This is a genomic window from Krasilnikoviella flava, from assembly GCF_900167525.1.
GTDB lineage: Bacteria > Actinomycetota > Actinomycetes > Actinomycetales > Cellulomonadaceae > Isoptericola > Isoptericola flavus.
In genome coordinates this window covers 464,657-485,989 of record NZ_FUZQ01000005.1, presented here as the reverse complement: position 1 = coordinate 485,989, position 21,333 = coordinate 464,657, and the positions used below count along the sequence as shown (strand labels likewise).

General features: G+C 74.9%; 20 protein-coding genes. 15 read left to right on the top strand and 5 right to left on the bottom strand.

Going from position 1 to position 21,333, the window contains the following annotated elements; all coding sequences use genetic code 11:
* Positions 1-16: 16 nt before the first annotated feature.
* Complete coding sequence (locus tag B5Y66_RS15860; RefSeq protein WP_079575430.1) at positions 17-721, top strand: alpha/beta fold hydrolase; 705 nt, start codon at positions 17-19, stop codon at positions 719-721.
* Between the two features lie 100 nt (positions 722-821).
* Here the strand turns inward: B5Y66_RS15860 and B5Y66_RS15855 are convergent, their stop codons facing one another.
* On the bottom strand, positions 822-3,305 hold the full coding sequence (locus B5Y66_RS15855; RefSeq protein ID WP_079575429.1) for a DNA gyrase/topoisomerase IV subunit A: 2,484 nt from the start codon (positions 3,303-3,305) through the stop codon (positions 822-824).
* Positions 3,306-3,453: 148 nt separating this feature from the next.
* On the opposite strand from B5Y66_RS15855, the gene B5Y66_RS15850 reads away from it, so the two are divergent.
* The 5 genes from B5Y66_RS15850 (at position 3,454) to B5Y66_RS15830 (ending at position 9,606) form a co-directional block, all read left to right on the top strand.
* Positions 3,454-6,276, top strand: coding sequence for a GNAT family N-acetyltransferase (locus tag B5Y66_RS15850; RefSeq protein ID WP_245807158.1), 2,823 nt, complete (start codon positions 3,454-3,456; stop codon positions 6,274-6,276).
* Between the two features lie 79 nt (positions 6,277-6,355).
* The gene (locus B5Y66_RS15845; protein ID WP_079575428.1) at positions 6,356-6,955 is read left to right on the top strand and encodes a DUF5998 family protein; all 600 of its coding nucleotides are present in this window, start codon (positions 6,356-6,358) and stop codon (positions 6,953-6,955) included.
* The gene (locus tag B5Y66_RS15840) at positions 6,952-8,172 is read left to right on the top strand and encodes an alkaline phosphatase family protein (RefSeq protein ID WP_079575427.1); all 1,221 of its coding nucleotides are present in this window, start codon (positions 6,952-6,954) and stop codon (positions 8,170-8,172) included. The genes B5Y66_RS15845 and B5Y66_RS15840 overlap by 4 nt, the downstream gene beginning before the upstream one ends.
* A 70-nt stretch (positions 8,173-8,242) precedes the next feature.
* The gene (locus B5Y66_RS15835) at positions 8,243-8,866 is read left to right on the top strand and encodes a DinB family protein (protein ID WP_079575426.1); all 624 of its coding nucleotides are present in this window, start codon (positions 8,243-8,245) and stop codon (positions 8,864-8,866) included.
* 80 nt (positions 8,867-8,946) lie between these two features.
* Positions 8,947-9,606, top strand: a complete 660-nt coding sequence (locus B5Y66_RS15830) for a thymidine kinase (protein ID WP_079575425.1) — start codon at positions 8,947-8,949, stop codon at positions 9,604-9,606.
* A 36-nt stretch (positions 9,607-9,642) separates the two neighbouring features.
* On the opposite strand, the gene sepH is transcribed toward B5Y66_RS15830, so the two are convergent.
* Positions 9,643-10,866: a septation protein SepH gene (gene sepH, locus B5Y66_RS15825; RefSeq protein ID WP_079575424.1), complete on the bottom strand. Its 1,224-nt coding sequence runs from the start codon at positions 10,864-10,866 to the stop codon at positions 9,643-9,645.
* A gap of 154 nt (positions 10,867-11,020) precedes the next feature.
* Between sepH and B5Y66_RS15820 the strand changes: the two genes are divergently transcribed.
* The 3 genes from B5Y66_RS15820 (at position 11,021) to B5Y66_RS15810 (ending at position 13,148) form a co-directional block, all read left to right on the top strand.
* Entirely contained in the window at positions 11,021-11,683 is a 663-nt protein-coding gene (locus B5Y66_RS15820) for a trimeric intracellular cation channel family protein (protein WP_079575423.1), read from the top strand.
* Positions 11,684-11,713: 30 nt separating this feature from the next.
* The gene (locus tag B5Y66_RS15815; RefSeq protein WP_079575541.1) at positions 11,714-12,577 is read left to right on the top strand and encodes an inositol monophosphatase family protein; all 864 of its coding nucleotides are present in this window, start codon (positions 11,714-11,716) and stop codon (positions 12,575-12,577) included.
* Between the two features lie 271 nt (positions 12,578-12,848).
* Positions 12,849-13,148, top strand: coding sequence for a DUF4193 domain-containing protein (locus tag B5Y66_RS15810; protein WP_079575422.1), 300 nt, complete (start codon positions 12,849-12,851; stop codon positions 13,146-13,148).
* A gap of 91 nt (positions 13,149-13,239) precedes the next feature.
* Here B5Y66_RS15810 and B5Y66_RS15805 read toward each other — a convergent pair whose 3' ends face one another.
* Positions 13,240-13,710: a DUF3093 domain-containing protein gene (locus B5Y66_RS15805; protein WP_079575421.1), complete on the bottom strand. Its 471-nt coding sequence runs from the start codon at positions 13,708-13,710 to the stop codon at positions 13,240-13,242.
* Positions 13,711-13,830: 120 nt separating this feature from the next.
* Between B5Y66_RS15805 and dut the strand changes: the two genes are divergently transcribed.
* From dut to B5Y66_RS15785, 4 genes are all read left to right on the top strand, one after another.
* The gene (gene dut / locus B5Y66_RS15800; RefSeq protein WP_139820931.1) at positions 13,831-14,292 is read left to right on the top strand and encodes a dUTP diphosphatase; all 462 of its coding nucleotides are present in this window, start codon (positions 13,831-13,833) and stop codon (positions 14,290-14,292) included.
* Positions 14,293-14,399: 107 nt separating this feature from the next.
* Complete coding sequence (locus B5Y66_RS15795) at positions 14,400-15,149, top strand: DUF3710 domain-containing protein (protein ID WP_079575419.1); 750 nt, start codon at positions 14,400-14,402, stop codon at positions 15,147-15,149.
* A 46-nt stretch (positions 15,150-15,195) separates the two neighbouring features.
* Positions 15,196-15,564, top strand: coding sequence for an OB-fold nucleic acid binding domain-containing protein (locus B5Y66_RS15790; protein ID WP_079575418.1), 369 nt, complete (start codon positions 15,196-15,198; stop codon positions 15,562-15,564).
* A 65-nt stretch (positions 15,565-15,629) separates the two neighbouring features.
* A complete protein-coding gene (locus B5Y66_RS15785; protein WP_079575540.1) occupies positions 15,630-16,415 on the top strand; it encodes a DUF3159 domain-containing protein in 786 nt (261 codons plus the stop codon).
* Between the two features lie 6 nt (positions 16,416-16,421).
* Here the strand turns inward: B5Y66_RS15785 and B5Y66_RS15780 are convergent, their stop codons facing one another.
* Positions 16,422-17,183, bottom strand: coding sequence for a potassium channel family protein (locus B5Y66_RS15780; RefSeq protein WP_079575417.1), 762 nt, complete (start codon positions 17,181-17,183; stop codon positions 16,422-16,424).
* Positions 17,183-17,836 (bottom strand): potassium channel family protein, encoded by a 654-nt coding sequence (locus B5Y66_RS15775; protein WP_176168905.1) that lies wholly within the window; start codon positions 17,834-17,836, stop codon positions 17,183-17,185. Before B5Y66_RS15775 ends, B5Y66_RS15780 begins: the two co-directional genes overlap by 1 nt.
* Before the next feature lie 104 nt (positions 17,837-17,940).
* On the opposite strand from B5Y66_RS15775, the gene B5Y66_RS15770 reads away from it, so the two are divergent.
* Both B5Y66_RS15770 and B5Y66_RS15765 read left to right on the top strand, forming a co-directional pair.
* Entirely contained in the window at positions 17,941-19,932 is a 1,992-nt protein-coding gene (locus tag B5Y66_RS15770; protein ID WP_079575539.1) for an APC family permease, read from the top strand.
* A gap of 30 nt (positions 19,933-19,962) precedes the next feature.
* The gene (locus B5Y66_RS15765; RefSeq protein ID WP_079575415.1) at positions 19,963-21,276 is read left to right on the top strand and encodes a class I SAM-dependent RNA methyltransferase; all 1,314 of its coding nucleotides are present in this window, start codon (positions 19,963-19,965) and stop codon (positions 21,274-21,276) included.
* The last annotated feature ends 57 nt before the right edge of the window (positions 21,277-21,333 follow it).

Below are 21,333 nucleotides of genomic sequence, written 5' to 3'. Positions count from 1 at the left end.
CACCTAATCTCGGGCCATGGACATCATCCTGGTACCCGGGTTCTGGCTCGACGGATCGGCGTGGGACGAGGTCGTCCCGTCCCTCACGGCGGCGGGCCACACCGTGCACCCGGTCACGCTGCCCGGCATGGGGTCGGTCGACGCGGACCGGTCCGGCGTCCACCTCGCTGACCACGTGGGCGCCGTGGTCGAGGCGATCGACGCCGTCCGCGGCGGCGTGCCCGTCACGCTCGTCGGCCACTCCGCCTCCGGCGGCCTCGTCTACGCGGCCTCGGACGCCCGGCCCGAGCGGGTCGCGCGCATCGTGTACGTGGACACCGGGCCCGTGGCGGACGGCCAGGCGGTGAACGCCGACTTCCCGGCCGACGCCGTCGAGTACCCGCTCGACTGGGACGAGTTCGAGGCGGACTCGCTGCGCGGCATGACGGACGAGATCCGCGCCGACGTCATGTCCCGGTCGGTGCCGCAGCCGGGGGGCACGGTGCGCGAGCCGCACCGGCTGAGCGACGACGACCGCCGCCTCGACATCCCGTCGACCGTCGTCGCGTCCGAGATGTCGGGCGAGGTGCTGCGCAGCCTCGTGGCGCAGGGCCACCCGTTCGTCGCGGAGCTCGCCCGGCACCGCAGCTACGAGATCGTCGACCTGCCGACGGGCCACTGGCCGATGTTCACCCGGCCGGCGGACCTGGGGGAGATCATCGTGGCGGCTCTCCGGGGCTGACGGCGTGTACCTCAGCAACTGCCGGACGGTGGCAGGCAGCTGCTGAGGAAGAAGACGTCATGTCCACGACGGGCGCGTCGTGGACACGGCGGGCCGGCGGTCAGCCGATCGCGGCGACCGGCGCACCCAGGGGCTGACCGGAGCCGTCGCGGCGGTCGGTGCTCTCCGGCAGCTCGACGGGCTGACCCGCGCCCCCGACGGCGCGGGCGGGGCCCTCGCCGACCCAGGCGAGGACGAGCCCGTCCTCGCCCTTGAGGAAGCGGTGCGCGCGCACGCCGCCGGTGCCCCGCCCCTTGCCGGGGTACAGCTCGTACGGCGTGACCTTGGCGGACCCGCCGCCCGTCCCGGGCAGCGCACCCGACGTCCCGGCCACGGTGACGACCGTGTGCAGGTCGCGGGTCGCCGCGCGGGCGACGCCGAAGAAGACGACCTGCTCGCCCGCGCCGAGGCGGATGCCCGCCATGCCGGCCGCGGCGCGGCCCTGGGGGCGCACCGCCGAGGCGTCGAAGTGCAGCAGGCTCGCGTCGGAGGCGACGAACACCAGCTCGTCCTCGTCGCCGACCGGGCTCGCGCCGACCACACGGTCGCCGTCCTTGAGGGCGATGACCTCCCACTCGTCGCGGTTCGCGGGCACGTCGCCCGCCGTGACGCGCTTCACCACGCCGTTCGCGGTGCCGAGCGCCAGGGTCGGAGCGTCGTCCTCGAGGGAGACCACGGCCAGGGCCGACTCGCCCTGTGCCAGCGCGACCAGCTCGCTCACGGGGATGCCGCCCGACAGGGACGGCGGGCCGTCGACCGGCGGGAGTGCCGGCAGGTCGAGGACGGACACGCGCAGCAGGCGGCCGGCGGTCGTGACCAGGCCGACGTCGCCGCGGGTGCTCGTCGGGACGTCGCCGCGCATCGCGTCGTGGGCGTGCCGGCGGCCCGCTCGCTCGACCGGCGCGTCCGAGGCCTCGCCCGACGTGCGGGCCAGCAGCCCGGTGGCGGACAACAGCGCCCGGGTGGGGGAGTCCGCGATCTCGAGGCTGATGGCCGGCGCCTTGCTGCGGCCGTTCGTCGCCGCGGGCGCTGTGGCGCCGCCGGCCGAGTCGAGCAGCACGGTGCGGCGCGGGGTGCCGAAGGTGGACGCCACCTCGCGCATCTCGGCGCTGACCACCGCCCGGAGGCGGGCCTCGTCCGCGAGGATCTCCTGGAGCTCTGCGATCTCGCGCTCCAGCTCCGACTGCTCCTTCTCGAGCTCGATGCGGGAGAACTTGGTGAGGCGACGCAGCTGCAGGTCGAGGATGTAGGTGGCCTGCGGGTCGGACAGGTCGAAGACGCTCATGAGGCGCTCGCGCGCGGCGGGCGCGTCGTCGGACGAGCGGATGACCTGGATGACCTCGTCGATGTCGACGATGGCGAGGAGCAGACCCTCCACCAGGTGCAGGCGCTCCTGCCGCTTGGCGAGCCGGAACGACGAGCGCCGGCGCACGACGTCGATGCGGTGGGCGACCCACACGTGCAGCAGCTCCAGCAGCCCGAGCGTGCGTGGCTGGCCCTCCACGAGCGCCACGTTGTTGATGCCGAACGAGTCCTCGAGCGGGGTGGTGCGGTACAGCTGCTCCAGCACGGCGTCGGGGTCGAAGCCGGTCTTCACCTCCACCACCAGGCGCAGGCCGTGGCTGCGGTCGGTGAGGTCCTGGACGTTGGAGACGCCCTGGATCTTCTTGGCCTTCACGCCGTCGGCGATCTTCTCGATCACCTTCTCCGGGCCGACGCCGTAGGGCAGCTCCGTGACGACGATGCCCTTGCGGCGCGAGGTGACGTTCTCGACGCGCGCCGTCGCGCGGGTGCGGAACGACCCGCGGCCCGTGCGGTAGGCGTCGCGGACGCCGTCGAGCCCGACGATCTTGCCGCCCGACGGCAGGTCGGGGCCCGGCACGAAGCGCATCACGTCGTCGAGCGTGGCCTCGGGGTGCTCGATGAGGTGCTGGGCCGCGGCGACCACCTCGACGAGGTTGTGCGGCGCCATGTTGGTGGCCATGCCGACCGCGATGCCGGACGAGCCGTTGACCAGCAGGTTCGGGACGGCGGAGGGCAGCACGGAGGGCTGCGTGAGCTTGTTGTCGTAGTTCGGGACGAAGTCGACGACGTCCTCGTCGAGCCCGGCGGTCATCGCCACCGAGGGCGGGGCGAGGCGGGCCTCGGTGTACCGCGGCGCGGCCGGGCCGTCGTCGAGCGAGCCGAAGTTCCCGTGCCCGTCCACCAGCGGCAGGCGCATGGAGAAGTCCTGGGCGAGGCGCACCAGCGCGTCGTAGATGGCCGTGTCGCCGTGCGGGTGCAGCTTGCCCATGACCTCGCCGACCACGCGGGAGGACTTCACGTGGGCGCGGTCGGGCCGCAGCCCCATGTCGGCCATCATGTACAAGATCCGGCGGTGCACCGGCTTGAGGCCGTCACGGGCGTCCGGCAGCGCGCGGGAGTAGATGACGGAGTACGCGTACTCGAGGAACGACGTCTCCATCTCCGCCGCGACGTCGATGTCGACGATCTTCTCGTCGAACGGCTCGTCGGTGGCGGGTGCGCTGCTGCTCTTGCGCGCCATGCGGTGCGGCTCCTGGTGCTCGGTGACGTGCGGGGCGAGATGCGGGAGTGCCTCCCGTGGACGGCACCAGACTCTAGCCGCCGGCGCCCACAGCGCCGCGCAGGCGCGGCGACGGGACGCCGTCGGAGGGCCCGGATAGCCTGCACGGGTGGACGCACCCGACCAGCCGGACGACCGGCCGGGCCCCGAGTACCCGGTCGCCTGGGAGGCCGACGTCGTGCTGCGCGACGGCACGACCATGCACGTGCGGCCCCTGCGGCCGGACGACGCCGACGCGGTCCAGCGCTTCCAGGAGGCGCAGTCGGAACGCTCGGCGTACTTCCGGTTCTTCGCGCCGGTGCGTCGCCTCACCGACCGGGAGCTGGCCCGGCTCACGCACCTCGACCAGCGCGACCGCGTGGCGCTCGTGGCCGTGCGTCCCGGCGCCGACGACGGGGGCCGCCCGCGCGAGGACGTGCTCGGCGTCGCCCGGTACGACAAGGTCTCGCCCGCCGAGGCGGAGGTCGCGTTCAACATCGCCGACGCCATGCAGGGCAAGGGGCTGGGCTCCGTGCTGCTGGAGCACGTCGCGGCCGCGGCGCGTGAGCGGGGCGTGCGCCGCTTCACCGCCGACGTGCTGCCGCAGAACTCCTCCATGCTCGCCGTCTTCCGCGACGCCGGGTACGCGGTGAGCCAGCACCTCGACGACGGGGTGGTGATGGTCGCGTTCGACCTCGATCCCACGGAGCGCTCCCGCGAGGTGATGGCCGACCGTGAGCACCGTGCCGAAGCCCGGTCGATGCAGGCGCTCCTGTCCGCGCGCCGCGTGCTGCTCGTCGGCCCGGGCCCGGCGGGACCGGGGCCCGCGACGCCGGAGCACCATCTCGCGCAGCGCGTGGTCGACGCCGCGGCGGCGGATCCCGGGGACACCTTGCTCACCGTGCTCGGCGCACCCGGTCCGGTCCCGGACGCCCCCGGCATCGCGGTCGCGGAATCGTGGGACGAGGCGCTCGGCGCCGACGGCGCCGCGCACGCCACGGCCCGTGCGGACGACGACCACGACCACGACCACGACGACGACGCGACCGGCGTCGACCTCGCGCTGTTGTCCGTGCCGCCGGACGACGCCGTCGACGCCGTGCGCCGGTTGGCCGGCCGGGGCGTGCGCGGCGTCGTCGTGCTCGCCGCCGGATACGCGGAGACCGGGCCGGACGGCCTGGCGCGGCAGCGCGAGCTGGTCCGCGCCGCGCACGCGGGCGGTATGCGGGTGGTGGGCCCCGCGTCGTTCGGCGTGCTCACCACCACGCCCGGTGCGCGGCTGCACGCGAGCCTCGCCGAACGGCCCGCGCGGGCCGGCGTGGTCGGCATGTTCTGCCAGTCGGCGCCCGCCGCGGTCACCCTCACCCGGACGCTCGAGCGCCGAGGGCTCGGGGTGTCGGCGCTGGTGTCCGCGGGGCACCGCGCCGACGTGTCCGGCAACGACCTCATGCAGTTCTGGCAGGACGACCCGCGCACCGCCGTGGTGTGCCTCTACCTCGAGTCCATCGGCAACCCGCGCAAGTTCTCGCGGATCGCTCGCCGGCTCGCCGGGGTCAAGCCCGTCGTCGTGGTGGTCGCCGGTCGGTCCGGGCAGGTCGTCCCGCCCGGGCACGCGGTGCGGGCCACGCGCGCCCCCCGCCGCCTGCTCGACGAGATGCTGCGGCAGTCGGGCGTCATCCGGGCCGAGAACACCCACCAGCTCATGGACGTCGCGCAGGTGCTGGCGCACCAGCCCCTCCCGACCGGGGGCCGGGTCGGCATCCTCGCGTCGTCCGCCGCGCTGGCCGCTCTCGTGGCGGAGGCCGCGGCCGCCGCCGGCCTGGTCGTCGCGGCGTCGTCCGACTTCCTGCCGCCCGACGCGACCGACGAGCAGATCGCCCAGGTGACGGACGCGCTGTACGCGCCGGGGGCGTGCGATGTGGTCGTCGCCGTCGACGTGCCCGTCGTGGTGCCGCGGACCGGGGCGGTGGCGCGCGCGGTCGCCGAGGCGGCCGCGCGGACCGGGCGCACCACCGTGGCGTCGATGCTCGGCCTGAGCGGCCTGCCGGACGAGCTGGCCGCCACGGGGCCGGACGGCACGCCCGTGCGCATCCCCGCGTTCTCCACGCCGGAGGACGCCGTGACGGCGCTCGGCAAGGTCGTGACCTACGCGCGCTGGCGCACCGAGGACCGCGGCACGCACGTGCGGCCCGACGGCATGGACGCGCGCCGCGCGCGCCGGCTCGTCGAAGGCTGGCTCCGCGAGGCCGAAGGCGGGGACGGGCGGGTGCTCACCCAGGACGAGACGGCGGAGCTGCTCGACTGCTACGGCGTGCGGCTGTGGCGCTCGCGGACCGTGCGCACGGCGGACGCGGCGGTCGCGGCGGCCGACGCGCTCGGCTGGCCGGTCGCCCTCAAGACGGCGTCGACGGCGCTGCGTCACCGCACCGATCTGGGCGGCGTGCGGCTGGACATCGCCGACGAGGCCGAGCTGCGGGCCGACGTGGAACGCATCCGCCTGGTCGCGCACGAGGTGCTGGGAGAGAAGGACCCGGCGATGGAGGTGCAGCCCATGGCCCCGGTCGGCGTGCCGTGCGTGATCCGGTCGGGCGAGGATCCGCTGTTCGGCCCGAAGATCTCGTTCGGGCTCGCGGGCGACGCGACCGACCTCCTCGACGACGTCGCCTATGGCATCCCGCCCCTGACGGACGTCGACGTCGCGGCCATGGTGCGCACCGTGCGCGCGGCGCCGCGGCTCTTCGGCTACGGCGGGGCGCCCCCGGCGGACATCGACGCCCTGGAGGACGTCCTCGCGCGGGTGTCGGTGCTGGCCGACGACCTGCCCGAGCTGGCGTCGCTGGAGCTGTACCCCGTCGTGGCGGGGTCGGTGGGCGTGAGCGTGCTGCACGCGGTCGTCCGCCTGCGGTCGGCGGCCCAGCGGGCCGACGCACCGCGGCGCGCGCTGCCGGGCTGAGCGCGGTGCCGGCGCCGTGCCCGGGGCCGCCTGGGGACGGCGGTGGTCACGGCCCGCGCGGCGGTGGGAGAATGCGCGGGTGCCGCATGCCACCGCTCGTGAGAACCTCCGTGCCGACCTGTCCGCCCACGTGCGCCGGGCCGGGTACTACCCGGACCTCGTGGAGGACGTCCTCGACGTCGCGCTCGCCGACGAGGACGTGCTCGCCCACCTCGTCCAGGCGGAGACCACCTTCGACGACGCCGTCCGCCGGCACCTGACCGTGCTGGCCCTCACGCCCACCCGCCTGGTGACGGCGCACGTGGACGACCACGAGGGCGACGCCGCCCACCCGTCGTCGGCGGCCGCGACGACGGAGGCCGTGCCCCTCGGCGAGATCCGGTCCGTCGCCCTCACGCACATCGTCGACGAGCCGGCCGAGCACCGCCCCGGCGACAGCGCGTCCGAGCTCACGCTCGCGATCGGCTGGGGCGCCGTCTCCCGCATCGACCTCGAGCCGGCGCAGTGCCCCGACCCGGCGTGCGAGGCCGACCACGGGCTCACCGGCCAGCTCACTCCCGACGACATCGTCGTGCGCGTCAGTGGTGCGGCCGAGGGCCGCGACGCCCTGCGCCGCGCGATCGGGTTCTCGCGTTCCCTGTCGGCCGCGACGGGTGCGGGCGGGCGCACCGCCCGATGACGGCGACGCTCGCGCTGCCCGACGGCCTGCTCGCGCCCTCCTACGGCACGGGCTCGCTCGCCGCCGTGCTGCCCGCCGTCGCGGGCGCCCTCGGGACGGACGTCACGACGGCCACGGGGCTGCGGTCCGCGGACTGCCGCGACGCGCTCGGGCTGCCCTCGGGCGTCAGCCGGGCGGTGGTCGTGCTGGTGGACGGCCTGGGCCTGGGCAACCTCGCCGAGCGCGGCGGCCACGCCCCGTTCCTGCGCTCCCTGGCCGCGGACGGCCGGTCGGTGCTGTCCAGCTTCCCGTCGACGACGGCGGCCGCGCTCGCGACGTTCGGCACGGGCACCGCCCCGGGCCGGACCGGGCTGCTGGGCTACACCCAGCGCAACCCGGCGACCGGCGGCCTCGCGACCACCGTGTCGTGGACGGAGCAGTCCGACCCGTACCGGCCGGGCACCAAGCTCTCGGGCCCGATGCGCGCCGAGCCGGAGTCGGTGCAGCGCGAGCCCACCGTGTTCGAGACGCTCGCCGGGGCAGGTATGCGCGTCACCTCGCCCGGCCCGGCCCGGTTCGCGGGCTCCGGGATGACGCGGGCAGCGCTCCGCGGTCCGCGGTACGTGGCGGCCGAGGGCCTGGACGCCCAGGTGGGCGTCGCGGTGCGGGAGCTGCGCGAGCCCGGGCTCGTCTACCTGTACCACGGCGCCGTGGACAAGGCCGGGCATCAGTACGGGCCGCAGTCGTGGCAGTGGGGCGACGCTCTCGAGGAGGCGGACTCCGAGCTGCGCCGCCTCGTCCGGTCGGTGCCGCGCGGCACGCTCGTCGTCGTCACCGCCGACCACGGGCAGGTGACGGCCGACCCGGCCCGGCAGCACGACGTCGCCGCGCTCCCGGAGCTCGCGCACGACGTCGCCCTGCTGGGCGGCGAGCCGCGGGCAGGCCACGTCTACGTCACGCCCGGCACCGACCCGCGCGACGTCGCGGCGCGCTGGGCGGCGGTGCTCGGGGACGACGCGCTCGTCGCGGTGCGCGACGACGCGATCGCGGCCGGGTGGCTGGGCCCGGTGGCCGAGCACGTGCTCCCCGCGGTCGGCGACGTCCTGGTGGCGGCGCGCGGTGCGGCGACCGTCGTCGACTCGCGCCTGCACCCGTCCGGCGCCCGGGAGATGCCGGGCGTGCACGGGTCGCTCACCCCCGCGGAGATGGTCGTCCCGCTGCTCGTCGCGCAGGCGTAGCCCGCGGGTGCGCGGCCCTCGAACCGGAATTGTCGTGGCAGGCCGCATCGGGCGGTGCCACGATGCCGTGATGGAGCCCCGTGAGCAGTCCTCGGAGGAGCAGGCCGGAGCGGGCGCGTCCCGGTGGACGCGCGCGACCGTGTACCCCGACATGTGGGTGGACCCGGACGACGACCCGCGGGAGAGCGACGTCGAGCTGCTCGACGAGCGGGCGATCCTGCTCGACTCCCTGCGCTCGTACCGGTTGACCGTCGAGATGAAGTGCGCCGACCTGGACGCGGCACAGCTCGCCCGCCGGTCGGTGCCGCCGTCGACGATGTCGCTGCTGGGCCTGGTGCGCCACCTCACGGAGGACGAGCGGCACGTGCGCCGGATCATGACCGGCGAGGACGCGCCGTGGCTGTACCGCACGTCCGAGCACCGCGACGGCGACTGGGACGGGGCGGTGGCCGACCGCGCCGTCGTCGCGGACGCCTTCCGACGCTGGCACGAGGAGGCGGCCGCCACCGACCGGATGATCGCGGGCTTCGACGACCTCGGCGTCACGAACGCGGGGTTCTCCGACCTCGGCGCCGAGCCGGGCGGCGCGATCTCCCTGCGCGAGCTGCTTCTCAGCCACGTCGAGGAGTACGCGCGGCACTCCGGGCACGCCGACCTGCTGCGCGAGTGCGTGGACGGGCGCGTCGGCCAGTGAGGAGCGGCCGGCGCCGGCGACCGAGCCGGTGATCGAGCCGATGACCCGGCTGGCCGCCCGGGTCTGACAGGATCTGGCCCATGGCCGAGCTCGTCTTCTTCTCCGGGACCATGGACAGCGGCAAGTCGACGCTGGCGCTGCAGACCGACCACAACCACGCGGCGCGTGGCCGTTCGGGTCTGATCTTCACGCGCGACGACCGTGCGGGCACGTCCCGGCTGTCGTCCCGCCTCGGGCTCGAGGTCGACGCCCGCGAGGTCACGGACGCCACCGACTTCTGGGACATGGTGGCCGCCGAGCGGCAGTCCGGTCGCGTCGTGGACTACCTCGTGTGCGACGAGGCGCAGTTCTATTCCCCGGCACAGGTGGAGCAGCTCGCCCGCCTCGTGGACGAGGTGGAGCTGGACGTGTTCGCGTTCGGCATCACGACGGACTTCCGCACGCGCCTGTTCCCCGGGGCTGCCCGCCTCATCGAGCTCGCCGACCGCGTCGAGGAGCTGCAGGTGCGGTCCCTGTGCTGGTGCGGCGCGCGGGCCACGCACAACGCGCGCACCGTGGGCGGCGTCATGGTCGTCGAGGGAGACCAGGTGGTGGTCGGGGACGTCGCGGGAGCGCCCGACGGCGGCCCGGTCTCCTACGAGGTCCTCTGCCGCCGGCACCACATGCGGCGCATGACCCAGGCCGACGCCCGCCGCCGGTCGACCGTCACGGGCCAGCTCGACCTGGGCGGCGGCGCGTAGCGCGCGCGACCGCGGCAGTCCGTCAGGGACGGGCCGTCAGGACGACGGCCGGCCGCCGCCGAAGACGATCTCGTCCCAGCTCGGCACCTGCGCGCGGCCCTTGCGCCCGGAGCGGCGCGCTCCCGACGCCTTGTCGGTGCGGGGCGCGGGTGCGGCGGGCTGCGGACCGGGGGCGCCCTGGGCCGGCGGGCCGCTCGGCGCGGGCGCGTCCTCCACGACGTCGGCCCGCCCCTGGGCAGAGGCATGGTCGGCGTCGCCGGCCTGGCCGTCCGACTCGTCCGGCTGCACGCCCGGCATGGGCCGTCGCGAGGCCGACGGGTGGGTCGAACGGTCCGGCACCGCGGCGCGCTGGCCCGCCCGCCGCGACCCGAGGTCCACGACGCTCGCCCCGGCGGGGTCCGCCTGCGCGGCGTCGGGGTCTTTGCCACCGAGGTCGGCGTCGGGAGCGGCACCGTTCGTTGCACCGGTCATGACCGGGGGAGCGCTGACGTGCCCCACAGGGATCGGTGTCGGTACCGCCGCGCCGCCGTCCGCGTCGCGCGCGGGAGACGGCCGCCGCCGGTCGCCGGGGCGCTGCCCGCGCCGCCCGGCGAGGTCGTCCAGCAGCAGCGCCGTGGTGTCGTCCTCGGGGTGTCGCCGCGGCGTGCCGGCGCGGCCGCTCATCGAGGGCACCCCGAGCACGTCGGGGGAGACCGGGTCGTCCGGCTGGCCGAGCCAGCGCGCCTCGTCGTCGAGCGGTGTCACGACACGGCCCTTGGGGTCGAACGTCCATCGTGCCGAGCGGTCGCGGTCGCCGGCGGAGAACCGCACCTCCACCACCCACGGGGCGGTGCCGTCGCGGCGGGCTGACCAGTGGGCCTCGGCGGTCGTCACTCCCCGCGCGGCCAGGCGCGTGTCGGCGACCTCACCGAGAGTCGTGGTCTCGTCGTCACCCGGCAACCGGTGGGCGCGCACCTGCCCGATGACATGGTCGCGCTCGGCGGCCACGGGCCACTCGTAGCGCTGCACGTGCTCGACGGGGAGCCCGGACTCCTCGGCGAGCTCCTCGACCGATGCGCCTGCGCGCAGCCGCGCCTGCAGGTCGCGTGGCCGCAGGGTCGTCGCCGCCTGGGCGCGCAACGCCTCGGTGCGTGGTCGGTCGCGCCGTACCGCGGCGCGCAACGCCTCCGTGATGGGCAGCGTGCTCTCGGTGCCGTCGGGACCGCGCAGGACCAGGCGCTCACCGTCCTCGTGCAGCCTCACGAGCTCGAGCTCGGCCATGCTTCCTCCCTCACAGGTCGCCCGCGGGTCTGTCCGCCGGGGCGGGTCCGCCTGTTCGAGGGTGCCACCGGGGCGCGGCACGGTCGCGCAGGCGCGTCGGTGTGCCGCCGATTTGGCGCGCCCTGTCGTGGTGCGCCTGGGAGGATGACGTCCCGTGGACGCGTTCACCTCCGGCCCGGTCTCCTACCTAGAGCTCGTCGCGGTCTTCGTCGCGGCGGTCTCGGGCGGGCTCGCGGCCGTGCGCAGGCGGTTCGACGCGTTCGGCGTCCTGGTCCTCGCGTGGGTCACCGGCCTCGGGGGCGGGATCCTGCGCGACGTCCTGATCGGGGACACCCCGCCGGTCGGCATCTCGAGCTGGCGCCTGGTCACGGCCGCGCTGGCGGCCGGCGTGATCATCTTCTTCTTCCACCCCGGCCTGGAGCGCATGCGCCGCTCGATCCTCGTGCTGGACGCCGCGGCTCTCGCGCTGTTCGTGCTCCAGGGCACGACGAAGTCGCTCGGTCTCGACGCGGGCATCCTGGCGTCCGTCGTGGTCGGGGTGCTCACGGCCGTGGGCGGCGGCGTCCTGCGTGACGTGCTCGTCGGCGAGGTCCCGCTCGTGTTCGCCGACCGTCAGCTCTACGCCGTGCCCGCCCTCGTGGGAGCGGGCCTCACCGCGGCGCTCTGGTCCGCCGGGGTGCTCGAGGTCTGGACCGCGCTCGCGGTGGTCGCGCTCGTCTTCGGCTTCCGCATCGTGTCTCTCGCGCGCGGCTGGACCGTGCCGCACCCCGGCCCGGGCTGGACCGCCCGCTGGGGGCGACGGTCGGGCAAGATGTAGCGCGTGGAGGATCGAGCGGCTGGTCAGGACCTGTCGGACGACGATGCCGGTGCGGTGCCCCCGGGCACCGATGTCGAGGAGCTGCGCGCGCTCGCCCGGAGCCTCGCGCGCGAGGCCGGAGCCCTGGTGCGCGAGGGACGCCCGGCGCGGGTGGAGGTCGCCGCGACCAAGTCGAGCGCCGTCGACCCGGTGACGGCGATGGACCGGGCCTCCGAGGAGCTCCTGCGCACGCGGCTCGCCGCCGAGCGGCCCGACGACGCGATCCTCGGCGAGGAGGGTGACGACGTCCCCGGCACGTCGGGGCTCACCTGGGTGCTCGACCCGATCGACGGCACGGTCAATTACCTGTACGGCGTCTCGTCGTACGCGGTGTCGGTGGCCGTCGTCGCCGGGCCGCCCGACCCGGAGCGGTGGACTGCGCTCGCGGGCTGCGTGCACTCGGTGGTGGACGGTCGCACCTGGACGGCGGCCCGCGGCGGAGGGGCCGAGCGGGACGGGCGCGCGCTGCGGGTGAGTGCGCCGCCTTCACTCGCCCAGTCCCTCGTGGGCACGGGCTTCGGGTATGCGGCCGAGCGGCGTGCACGCCAAGCCGAGGTCCTCGCCGAGGTGCTGCCGCGCGTGCGCGACATCCGCCGGCTCGGCGCCGCCGCGATCGACCTGTGCCTGGTGGCGGAGGGCGCGCTCGACCTCTACTACGAGCGCGGCATCAACGCCTGGGACGTGGCGGCGGGCGGCCTCGTGGCCGCGGAGGCCGGCGCCTGGGTGGGCGGGCTGCGCGGCCGGGGCCCGAGCAGCACCATGACCGTCGCCGGGGCGGTCCCGGTCGTGGCCGAGCTCGTCGCGCTGCTGGAGGACGCGGGCGCCGACGGACGCGAGGGCGTGACGCGCAGCTGACCGGCTGACGAGGTTCGGCCCTTCCGCGGCGGTTCGCCGGGGTGAAAAAACGTGTCAGCGCCCCCGTCACGCCCAGGGCGAACATCTCACCGGCGAGACGTGTCGGTGCAGGTCAGGGGCGGATGGCGACGCTGTGACACGGGGAACAGCGCGTGGTGTCGCGCGCCCGCGCGAAATGGTGCACAATCCGTGGGCCGACCGGGAACAAAACCCGGTCACCGAGCATTATCAGCGCGTACCGATACCGACCTCACGGAGCGTGACCACACAGATGGCAACCGACTACGACGCCCCCCGCAAGACCGACGAAGACGCGGAGCAGGACTCGATCCAGGAGCTCCAGGCGCGTCGTTCCGACAAGTCGTCGGGTGTCGTCGACGAGGACGAGACGGAGGCGGCGGAAGGCTTCGAGCTTCCGGGCGCCGACCTGTCCGGCGAGGAGCTCGCGGTCCGCGTCCTGCCCCGCCAGGCCGACGAGTTCACCTGCACGAGCTGCTTCCTCGTCCACCACCGCAGCCAGCTGGCGTACGAGAAGAACGGCCAGATGATCTGCACGGAGTGCGCCGCCTGACCCACTGCCGGTCGGGGCACCAGCACCACGGACGACACAGGCCGTCACGTCGAGACGTGACGGCCTTCGTCGTCCCCGGGGACGCCGGGGCTCAGCTCCGGAGCGCCGCGGCGAGCTCCCGCGGCCGCCGGGTCGACAGCAGCCAGTAGGGGGTCGGGTCGAGCGGGTCCTGCAGCTCCACCTGCACGCCGGTGCGCGCCCACGCGCGCAGGCACACGAACGCGCGCGCGTCGAGCGCCGGGCCCAGGGCGGTGCGCATCGCCTCGGCGTCGTCCATCGGCGTCACCTCGCCCAGGAGATCGACCGAAACCTGCGCCCTGCCGGCGCGCAGGTTCCCGTCGGTGACCTCGATGACCGGCGACGTCGCGACGAGCGCCGCGAGGGTGCCCGCGGCGACGACGACGCCGACCACGGCCGCGACCACGTGCGCGAGCGGCCACAGCGTCACCCCGACGATGACGCCCAGCCCGACGGCGCCGCACCAGGCTCCCGGACCGGGCGAGAGCCGCTCCCGGAAGGCCGGGCCGGTGACGGGGGACAGGTCGGGCGCGTGCTCGCTCATGGCCCCATCATCCCAGCACCCCGGGCACCGGGGGGCCGCCCGCCGGTCGGCTACGCTTCCCGGGTGCCCGACACCGCCAGCCAGCCCGTGACCCCGTCCGCGAGCCACGACGCGAGCGCCGTGAGCACCGACCCGAGCACCGTGGATGTGCTGGTCACGCTGCTCGACGACGTGCCCACCCCCGCCTATGCGCACCCGGGTGACGCGGGCGCGGACCTCGTGACCACCGTCGACGTCGAGATCCCGCCGCAGGGCCGTGTCGTGGTCCCCACGGGAGTGGCGATCGCGCTGCCCGAGGGGTACGCGGCGTTCGTGCACCCGCGCTCCGGGCTGGCGGCCAAGCACGGCATCACCGTGGTGAACGCGCCGGGCACCATCGACGCCGGCTACCGCGGGGAGATCAAGGTGATCCTCCTCAACACGGACGTCGCCGAGCCGGTGCGCCTGCGGCGCGGCGACCGGGTCGCTCAGCTCGTGGTGCAGCGCGTGGAGCACGCGCGCTTCCTCGTCGCGACGACGCTGCCGGGCTCGCACCGCGGCGACGGCGGCCTCGGTTCGAGCGGCGGGTTCGCCGGCAGCTGACCGCCCCGGACGCAGACCGGAGGAACGCGCGAACCGGTCTACTGTGGGAGATGGGTAGTGCCCGCCCGGGTCGCCGGGAGGGCAGGACGACGAGAAGGAGATCCTCCGTGGGGTTGTTCCGGCGCAACGCGTCGAAGAAGGCGAGTGACGAGGCCCTCGAGCCCGCGACAGCGGAGGCCGACGCTCCCGCCACCGCCGACGACCAGGGCACGGCGGAGCGTCCCGAGCGCGGGCCGTTCGACTCGGACCAGGTGACGGGCATGGGACCGCGCGTGGACCTCGGCGCCATCTGGCTGCCTGTCCTGCCCGGCCTCGAGCTGCGCATGGAGGTCGACAAGAAGACCCAGAAGGTGACCGGCGTGTCCGCCACCCTCGCCGGGTCGGGCCTGCAGGTGCAGGCCTTCGCCGCCCCCCGCACGGAGGGCATCTGGGACGAGGTGCGTGCCGAGATCGGTGCGTCCATCACCCGCCAGGGCGGCACCGTCGACGACGTGCCGGGCATGTTCGGCCGCGAGCTCATCGCCCGCATCCCGGCCACCGGTCCCGACGGCCAGCCCGCCGTGCGTCCCGCCCGGTTCGTGGGCGTGGACGGGCCGCGGTGGTTCCTTCGCGGCGTGCTGTCCGGGCGTGCCGCGGTCGACCCCGAGGCGGCCAAGCAGCTCGAGTCCGTGTTCGCGAACGTCGTCGTCGTGCGGGACGGCAACCCTCGGCCGCCGCGCGACCTCCTCACGCTGACCCTGCCCAAGAGCGCCCGCCAGGACAGCGGGGACGACGCGGCCGGCCCTGAGGGCGCCGCGCCGCAGACGCCGTCGTTCGACCCGCTCACCCGCGGGCCGGAGATCACCGAGATCCGGTGAACGACCCGGCCACGACGCCGGCTCGTCCGCCAGCCTGGAGCATCTGATGTCCCTGCGAACCGCCGTCCAGCACGCGCTGGCCTCGGCCGACGAGGTCGCCGCCGACGAGGAGCGGCACGAGGCCGCGACCTACCGCGGCTGCACCCCGGTGTCCGACCTCGGCGACCGCCGTCGCGCGAGCGCGGCCGGCGTGCTGCGCTCCGTCGTGCTGCGCCCGCGCGAGGGCGTGCCGACCGTGGAGGCCGAGTTGTACGACGGCTCCGGGTCGCTCGACCTCGTGTGGCTCGGACGCCGGTCCATCGCGGGGATCGACCCGGGCCGGCGCATCCGCGTGCAGGGGCTGGTGTGCGACGTCGACGGGCGGCGCACGATGTTCAACCCCCGGTACGAGCTGCGCGCGCGAGCCGGCGAGTGAGCGACGGGTATCCCGCGGCGGGGAAGCCGACGGGTCCGGCCGCCCCGCCCCCGGACGGTCGCGGGGTGCGGGCGGTCACGGGTGACTCGTTCTCGTTCGCGCAGGCCGTCGGGGGCGTGCGCGGGGTGGTCGAGGCCGTGCTGCCCGGGCTGCTCTTCGTGGTCGTCTACGTCGTCGCGTCGATGGGTGGCGACGACCGTGCCGCTCTGACCTGGGCGCTCGTCGCGTCCGTGGGCGCGGCGCTCGTCGCGGTCGTGGCCCGGCTCGCCCAGCGCACGCCGATCACGCAGGCGCTCGGCGGGCTGCTCGGCATCGGCGTCGGCGTCTTCTGGGCGTGGCGCTCCGGCGAGGCCCAGAACTTCTACGTGTGGGGGCTGTGGACCAACGCGGCGTACCTCGCGGCCATCCTCGTGTCGCTGGCCGTGCGCTGGCCCGTGGTCGGGCTCGTGGTCGAGGCAGTGCGGGGCGGGTTCGCCGACGTGGCCGCCGAGCGTGCCCGCGGCGGCGACGACGGCGGGCAGACCGCGGGTGCCGCGCCCGAGGCGGGCAGCGCCCCGGCGGCAAGCCCGTTCGCCGCCCTGGCGGCGTGGCGCAAGGACCCGGCGCTCGTACGGCGCTACACGCTCGCCACCTGGTTCTGGGCGGGGCTGTTCGCGGTGCGGCTGGCGGTCAAGGTGCCGCTGTACTTCGCGGACAGCGTCGGCTGGCTGGGCACGGCCCACCTGGTGCTGGGCGTCCCGCTGTGGGGCCTGGTGCTGTGGCTCACCTGGGTCGTCGTGCGCGGCGCCCACGAACGGCCCGACGACCGGCCCGAGCGCGGCGAGACGGAACCGGCCGGCCCCGCGGGCTGACCTGGCCTAGTCGTCGGCGTCGGGCCGGTCGGCATCCGGCTCCTGGGCGGCGGCGAGCTCGGGCGGCACGAGCGGCTCGCCAGCGGCGATCGCGGGGACGGACGGGCTGCCGTGGGAGAGCAGGTACTGGAGCGACTCCTCGTCGGCCTGGCTTCCCATCACCAGGACGAGCTCGTCGCCGACCTCGAGCGTGTCGTCCACCGTCGGCGCCAACGGCTGCGCGCCGCGCACGACGCACGCGAGCACCGTGTCCGTGGGCCAGGTGACGGCGCCGACGCGGGCGCCCACCAGCGGCGAGTCGTCGGGCAGCGTCACCTCGACGATGTCCGCGCCGGACTGGTGGAACGTGAAGATCCGCACCAGGTCGCCGACGGCCACGGCCTCCTCGACCATCGCCGTCATGATCCGCGGGGTCGAGACGGCGACGTCGACGCCCCAGGAGCCGTCGAACATCCACTCGTTCTTCGGGTTGTTGACGCGCGCGACCGTGCGCGGGACCCCGAACTCCGTCTTGCACAGCAGGGAGAAGACGAGGTTCGCCTTGTCGTCACCGGTGGCGCCGACGACGACGTCGGCGCTCGTGACGTCCGTCGCCTCCAGGGAGGACAGCTCGCACGCGTCGGCGAGGAGCCAGTCCGCCTCGGGCACCTGGGCGACCCGCATCGCGGCCGGGTTCTTGTCGATGAGCACGACCTCGTGGTCGTGCGAGAGCAGCTCGCGGGCGATGGACCGGCCCACCGACCCCGCCCCGGCGACGACGACGCGCATCAGCTCTCCTCCTGCCGGGGCTCGTGGGTGAGGACCCGCTCGACGGCGGCCGCGTCGTCGGCGCGCATGAGGACGTGCAGCACGTCGTTCTCCTGCAGGACAGAGCCCGGCGTGGGGAGGATGCCGTCGGTGTAGCGCGACAGGAACGCGACCCGTGTCCCGGTGGCCTCCTCGATGCGGTGCACCGTCGTCCCGGCCCAGCCGGGGTGGTAGTCCACCTGCGCGAGGCGGACCTGCCCGGACGGGTCGCGGTACTCGTCGGTGGCCCCGAGCGGGAGCATGCGGCGCAGCACCTGGTCGGCCGTCCAGCGCACCGTGGCCACGGTCGGGATGCCGAGCCGCTGGTAGATCTCGGCCCGTTGCGGGTCGTAGATGCGCGCCACGACGTTCTCGACGCCGTACGTCTCGCGCGCGACGCGGGCGGCGAGCACGTTGGAGTTGTCGCCGTCGGACACGGCGGCGAAGGCGTACGTGTCCTCGATGCCGGCCTGGACCAACGTGTCCCGGTCGAAGCCGACGCCGGTCACCTTCTGCCCGGAGAAACCGGCCGGCAGGCGGCGGAACGCGTCGGGGTTCTGGTCGACGACGGCCACCGAGTGGCCGCGGGACTCGATCGTCTGCGCGAGCGTCGAGCCGACGCGGCCGCAGCCCATGATGACGAAGTGCACGGGCGAAACGCTATACCTCGCGGGACACGCGGTCATCGCGACGGGACGGCGCGCGCCCGAGGGCCGCACCGGGCATAGCATTGCTCGACGTGTCGGACATCGCGGACGCTGCCAAACGGCTCCTCATCGGGCGCCCCGTGCGCAGCGAGAACCTGGGGCACACGCTGCTGCCCAAACGCGTCGCTCTCCCCGTCTTCGCCTCGGACGCGCTGTCGTCCGTGGCGTACGCGCCCGACGAGATCCTGCTGACCCTCGCGGTCGCCGGCATCGCCGCGACGACGATCTCGCCATGGGTCGGCCTCGGTGTCGTGGTCGTGCTGCTCGTCGTGGTGTCGTCCTACCGCCAGAACGTGCGCGCCTACCCGTCGGGGGGCGGCGACTACGAGGTCGCGACGACGAACCTCGGCCCGTCGGCCGGCATCGGTGTCGCCTCCGCGCTGCTCGTCGACTACGTCCTCACGGTGGCCGTGTCGATCTCCTCGGGCGCGCAGTACGCGGCGTCGGCCCTGCCGTTCCTGCGCGGGCACGAGGCGCTGTTCGCCGTGGTGGTCGTCGTGATCCTCACGGTGATGAACCTGCGCGGCGTGCGCGAGTCGGGCACCGTCTTCGCGATCCCGACCTACTGCTTCATGGCGCTCATCGGCCTCCTCGCCGTCGTCGGCGCGATCCGGTACTTCGCCGACGACCTGCCGCTCGCGGAGAGCGCCGGTTTCGAGATCACGCCCGAGGCAGGCTTCGACCAGGGTCTCACCGGGCTCGCGGGCGCCTTCCTGCTGGCGCGGGCCTTCGCCTCCGGGTGCGCGGCGCTGACCGGCGTAGAGGCCATCAGCAACGGCGTCCCGGCGTTCCGCAAGCCCAAGTCGCGCAACGCCGCCACCACGCTGGCCCTGCTGGGCGGCATCTCGGCCACGATGATGATCTCGATCCTGATGCTCGCGCAGGCCACCGGCGTCAAGTACGTGGAGGACCCGCACCAGCTCACGGCGGGCGGGCAGCCGCTGCCGGAGGACTACAACCAGCACCCCGTGATCAGCCAGCTCGCGGAGGCGGTCTTCCAGGGGTTCACGCCCGCGTTCGTGGCGATCTCGATCGTCACCGGGCTCATCCTCGTCCTCGCGGCGAACACGGCCTTCAACGGCTTCCCGGTGCTCGGCTCGATCCTCGCGAAGGACGGCTTCCTGCCGCGCCAGCTGCACACGCGTGGCGACCGGCTCGCCTTCTCCAACGGGATCATCACCCTCGCGGTCGCGGCGATCGTCCTCATCGTGGCCTTCGACGCGCAGGTCACGCGTCTCATCCAGCTGTACATCGTGGGCGTGTTCGTGTCGTTCACGCTCTCCCAGCTCGGCATGCTGCGGCACTGGACGCGCGCGCTGCGCAAGGAGCCCGACCCCAAGGAGCGCTCACGCATGCAGCGCTCCCGGATGGTCAACGGCGTCGGCTTCGTGATGACGGCCACGGTGCTGGTCATCGTGCTGGCGACCAAGTTCACGCACGGTGCCTGGATCACCCTGCTGGCGATGGGCGTCCTCTTCGCGCTCATGAAGGGGATCCGGGCCCACTACGTCCGGGTGCGCGCCGAGCTGGAGCTCGACGACGTCGCGGGCGCGCGCGCCCTGCCCAGTCGCGTGCACGCCGTCGTGCTGGTCTCGAAGATCCACAAGCCGACGATGCGGGCCGTGGCGTACGCGCGGGCGTCGCGCCCGTCGGTCCTCGAGGCCGTGACGGTGGGCGTGGACGCCGAGGAGATCGCCGACCTGCGCGCGCGCTGGGAGGCGCTCGACCTGCCCGTGCCGCTGCGCGTGCTCGACTCGCCCTTCCGGGAGATCACCCGGCCCGTGCTGAAGTACGTGCGGTCGGTGCGCCGCGACTCGCCGCGCGACCTGGTCGTCGTCTACATCCCCGAGTACGTCGTCGGGCACTGGTGGGAGCAGCTGCTGCACAACCAGTCGGCGCTTCGCCTCAAGGGTCGCTTGCTGTTCACGCCCGGCGTCGTCGTGGCGTCCGTGCCGTGGCAGCTGTCGTCGTCGGCGGGACAGACCGGCCTGGAGGGGACGTCGCCGCGGGGCCCGCGGTTCTGATCCCGCCGCGGGCCGGGGGAGAATAGGCCCATGCCCCGACCTCGCCGTTCCGCGCCGCGCCCCCGATCCACCGCCCCCGACCCGGAGGTCGGCCGGGAGGTCGAGCTCGAGATCGGCCCCGTCGCGCACGGTGGGCACTGCGTGGCCCGTCTGGACGGCCGCGTCGTCTTCGTCCGGCACACCCTGCCCGGGGAGCGCGTGCGGGCCCGCGTCACCGAGACCGGGTCGCGCTTCTGGCGCGCGGACGCGGTCGAGGTGCTCGACGCGTCCGCCGATCGGGTCCCGTCCGCGTGGCCCGAGGCGGGGCCCGGCGGGGTGGGCGGCGGCGAGCTGGCGCACGTCGCCCTGCCCGCCCAGCGCCGCTGGAAGGCGGCCGTGGTGGCCGAGCAGCTCACCCGGCTGGCGCGGATCGACCGCGACGTCGAGGTGGAGGCCGTGCCGGGCGACGAGGGACGCGGCGGCCTCGGCTACCGCACCCGCATCGACCTCGTGGCCGACGCGGACGGGCGCGCGGGGATGCGGCGGTTCCGTTCGCACGACGTCGTCCCGCTCGACGGGATGCCGCTCGCGACCGAGACCGTGGCGGCGCTCGCGGACGCGGAGGACGTGTGGACCCGGCGCTGGCAGCCCGGGGCCCGCCTCGAGCTCGCGGCGCCGGCGGACGGGGCCGACCCGGTGCTGCTCGTGGACGACGTGCCGTGGCGCCGTGGCCGTGGGGACACGCGTCCCAACGCGCGGCGTGCGGTCACCGAGACGGTGCGGGCGGGCGGCGCGGAGCACCGGTACCGTGTGGCGGCCGACGGCTTCTGGCAGGTGCACCGCGCGGCGCCCGAGCTGCTCGCCGGCGCCGTGCTGGACGCGGTGGGCGACGCCCCGGGCCATGCGGACGGGGCCACCGTCCTGGACCTGTACTCCGGCGCGGGCCTGTTCACCGTGCCGCTCGCGGCGGCGGTCGGCGCCTCCGGCCGTGTCGTCGCGGTCGAGGGCGACGACCGCGCGGTGAAGGACGCCCGCCGTAACGCCCACGACCTCCCGCAGGTGGAGCTGCACCTCGGCGCCGTGGACCAGGTCCTCACCGGCGGCGACGCCGGCGGGGCGCCGGTCGGGGACGGCGCCGACATCGTCGTCCTGGACCCCCCGCGTGTCGGGGCGGGCCGCGCCGTCGTGGACGCGATCGCCGCCCGCGGCCCGCGACGTGTCGTCTACGTGGCGTGCGACCCCGCCGCGCTGGCCCGCGACATCGCCTACCTGGCCGGGCACGGGTACGAGCTGACCGGGCTGCGCGCGTTCGACCTCTTCCCGATGACGCACCACGTGGAGTGCGTGGCCGTCCTCGACCGCTGAGGTCGCGCATCGAGTGTGCTGGATTGATCCTCATACGGGCCGAATGAGGATCAATCC

Bases quoted from the DNA above. Each gene is read 5' to 3' on its own strand.
- B5Y66_RS15860 (WP_079575430.1), top strand. From the start codon at position 17: ATGGACATCATCCTGGTACCCGGGTTCTGGCTCGACGGATCGGCGTGG.
- B5Y66_RS15855 (WP_079575429.1), bottom strand. From the start codon at position 3,305: ATGGCGCGCAAGAGCAGCAGCGCACCCGCCACCGACGAGCCGTTCGAC.
- B5Y66_RS15840 (WP_079575427.1), top strand. From the start codon at position 6,952: ATGACGGCGACGCTCGCGCTGCCCGACGGCCTGCTCGCGCCCTCCTAC.
- B5Y66_RS15835 (WP_079575426.1), top strand. From the start codon at position 8,243: ATGGAGCCCCGTGAGCAGTCCTCGGAGGAGCAGGCCGGAGCGGGCGCG.
- B5Y66_RS15830 (WP_079575425.1), top strand. From the start codon at position 8,947: ATGGCCGAGCTCGTCTTCTTCTCCGGGACCATGGACAGCGGCAAGTCG.
- sepH (WP_079575424.1), bottom strand. From the start codon at position 10,866: ATGGCCGAGCTCGAGCTCGTGAGGCTGCACGAGGACGGTGAGCGCCTG.
- B5Y66_RS15810 (WP_079575422.1), top strand. From the start codon at position 12,849: ATGGCAACCGACTACGACGCCCCCCGCAAGACCGACGAAGACGCGGAG.
- B5Y66_RS15805 (WP_079575421.1), bottom strand. From the start codon at position 13,710: ATGAGCGAGCACGCGCCCGACCTGTCCCCCGTCACCGGCCCGGCCTTC.
- B5Y66_RS15790 (WP_079575418.1), top strand. From the start codon at position 15,196: ATGTCCCTGCGAACCGCCGTCCAGCACGCGCTGGCCTCGGCCGACGAG.
- B5Y66_RS15780 (WP_079575417.1), bottom strand. From the start codon at position 17,183: ATGCGCGTCGTCGTCGCCGGGGCGGGGTCGGTGGGCCGGTCCATCGCC.
- B5Y66_RS15775 (WP_176168905.1), bottom strand. From the start codon at position 17,836: ATGGGCTGCGGCCGCGTCGGCTCGACGCTCGCGCAGACGATCGAGTCC.
- B5Y66_RS15765 (WP_079575415.1), top strand. From the start codon at position 19,963: ATGCCCCGACCTCGCCGTTCCGCGCCGCGCCCCCGATCCACCGCCCCC.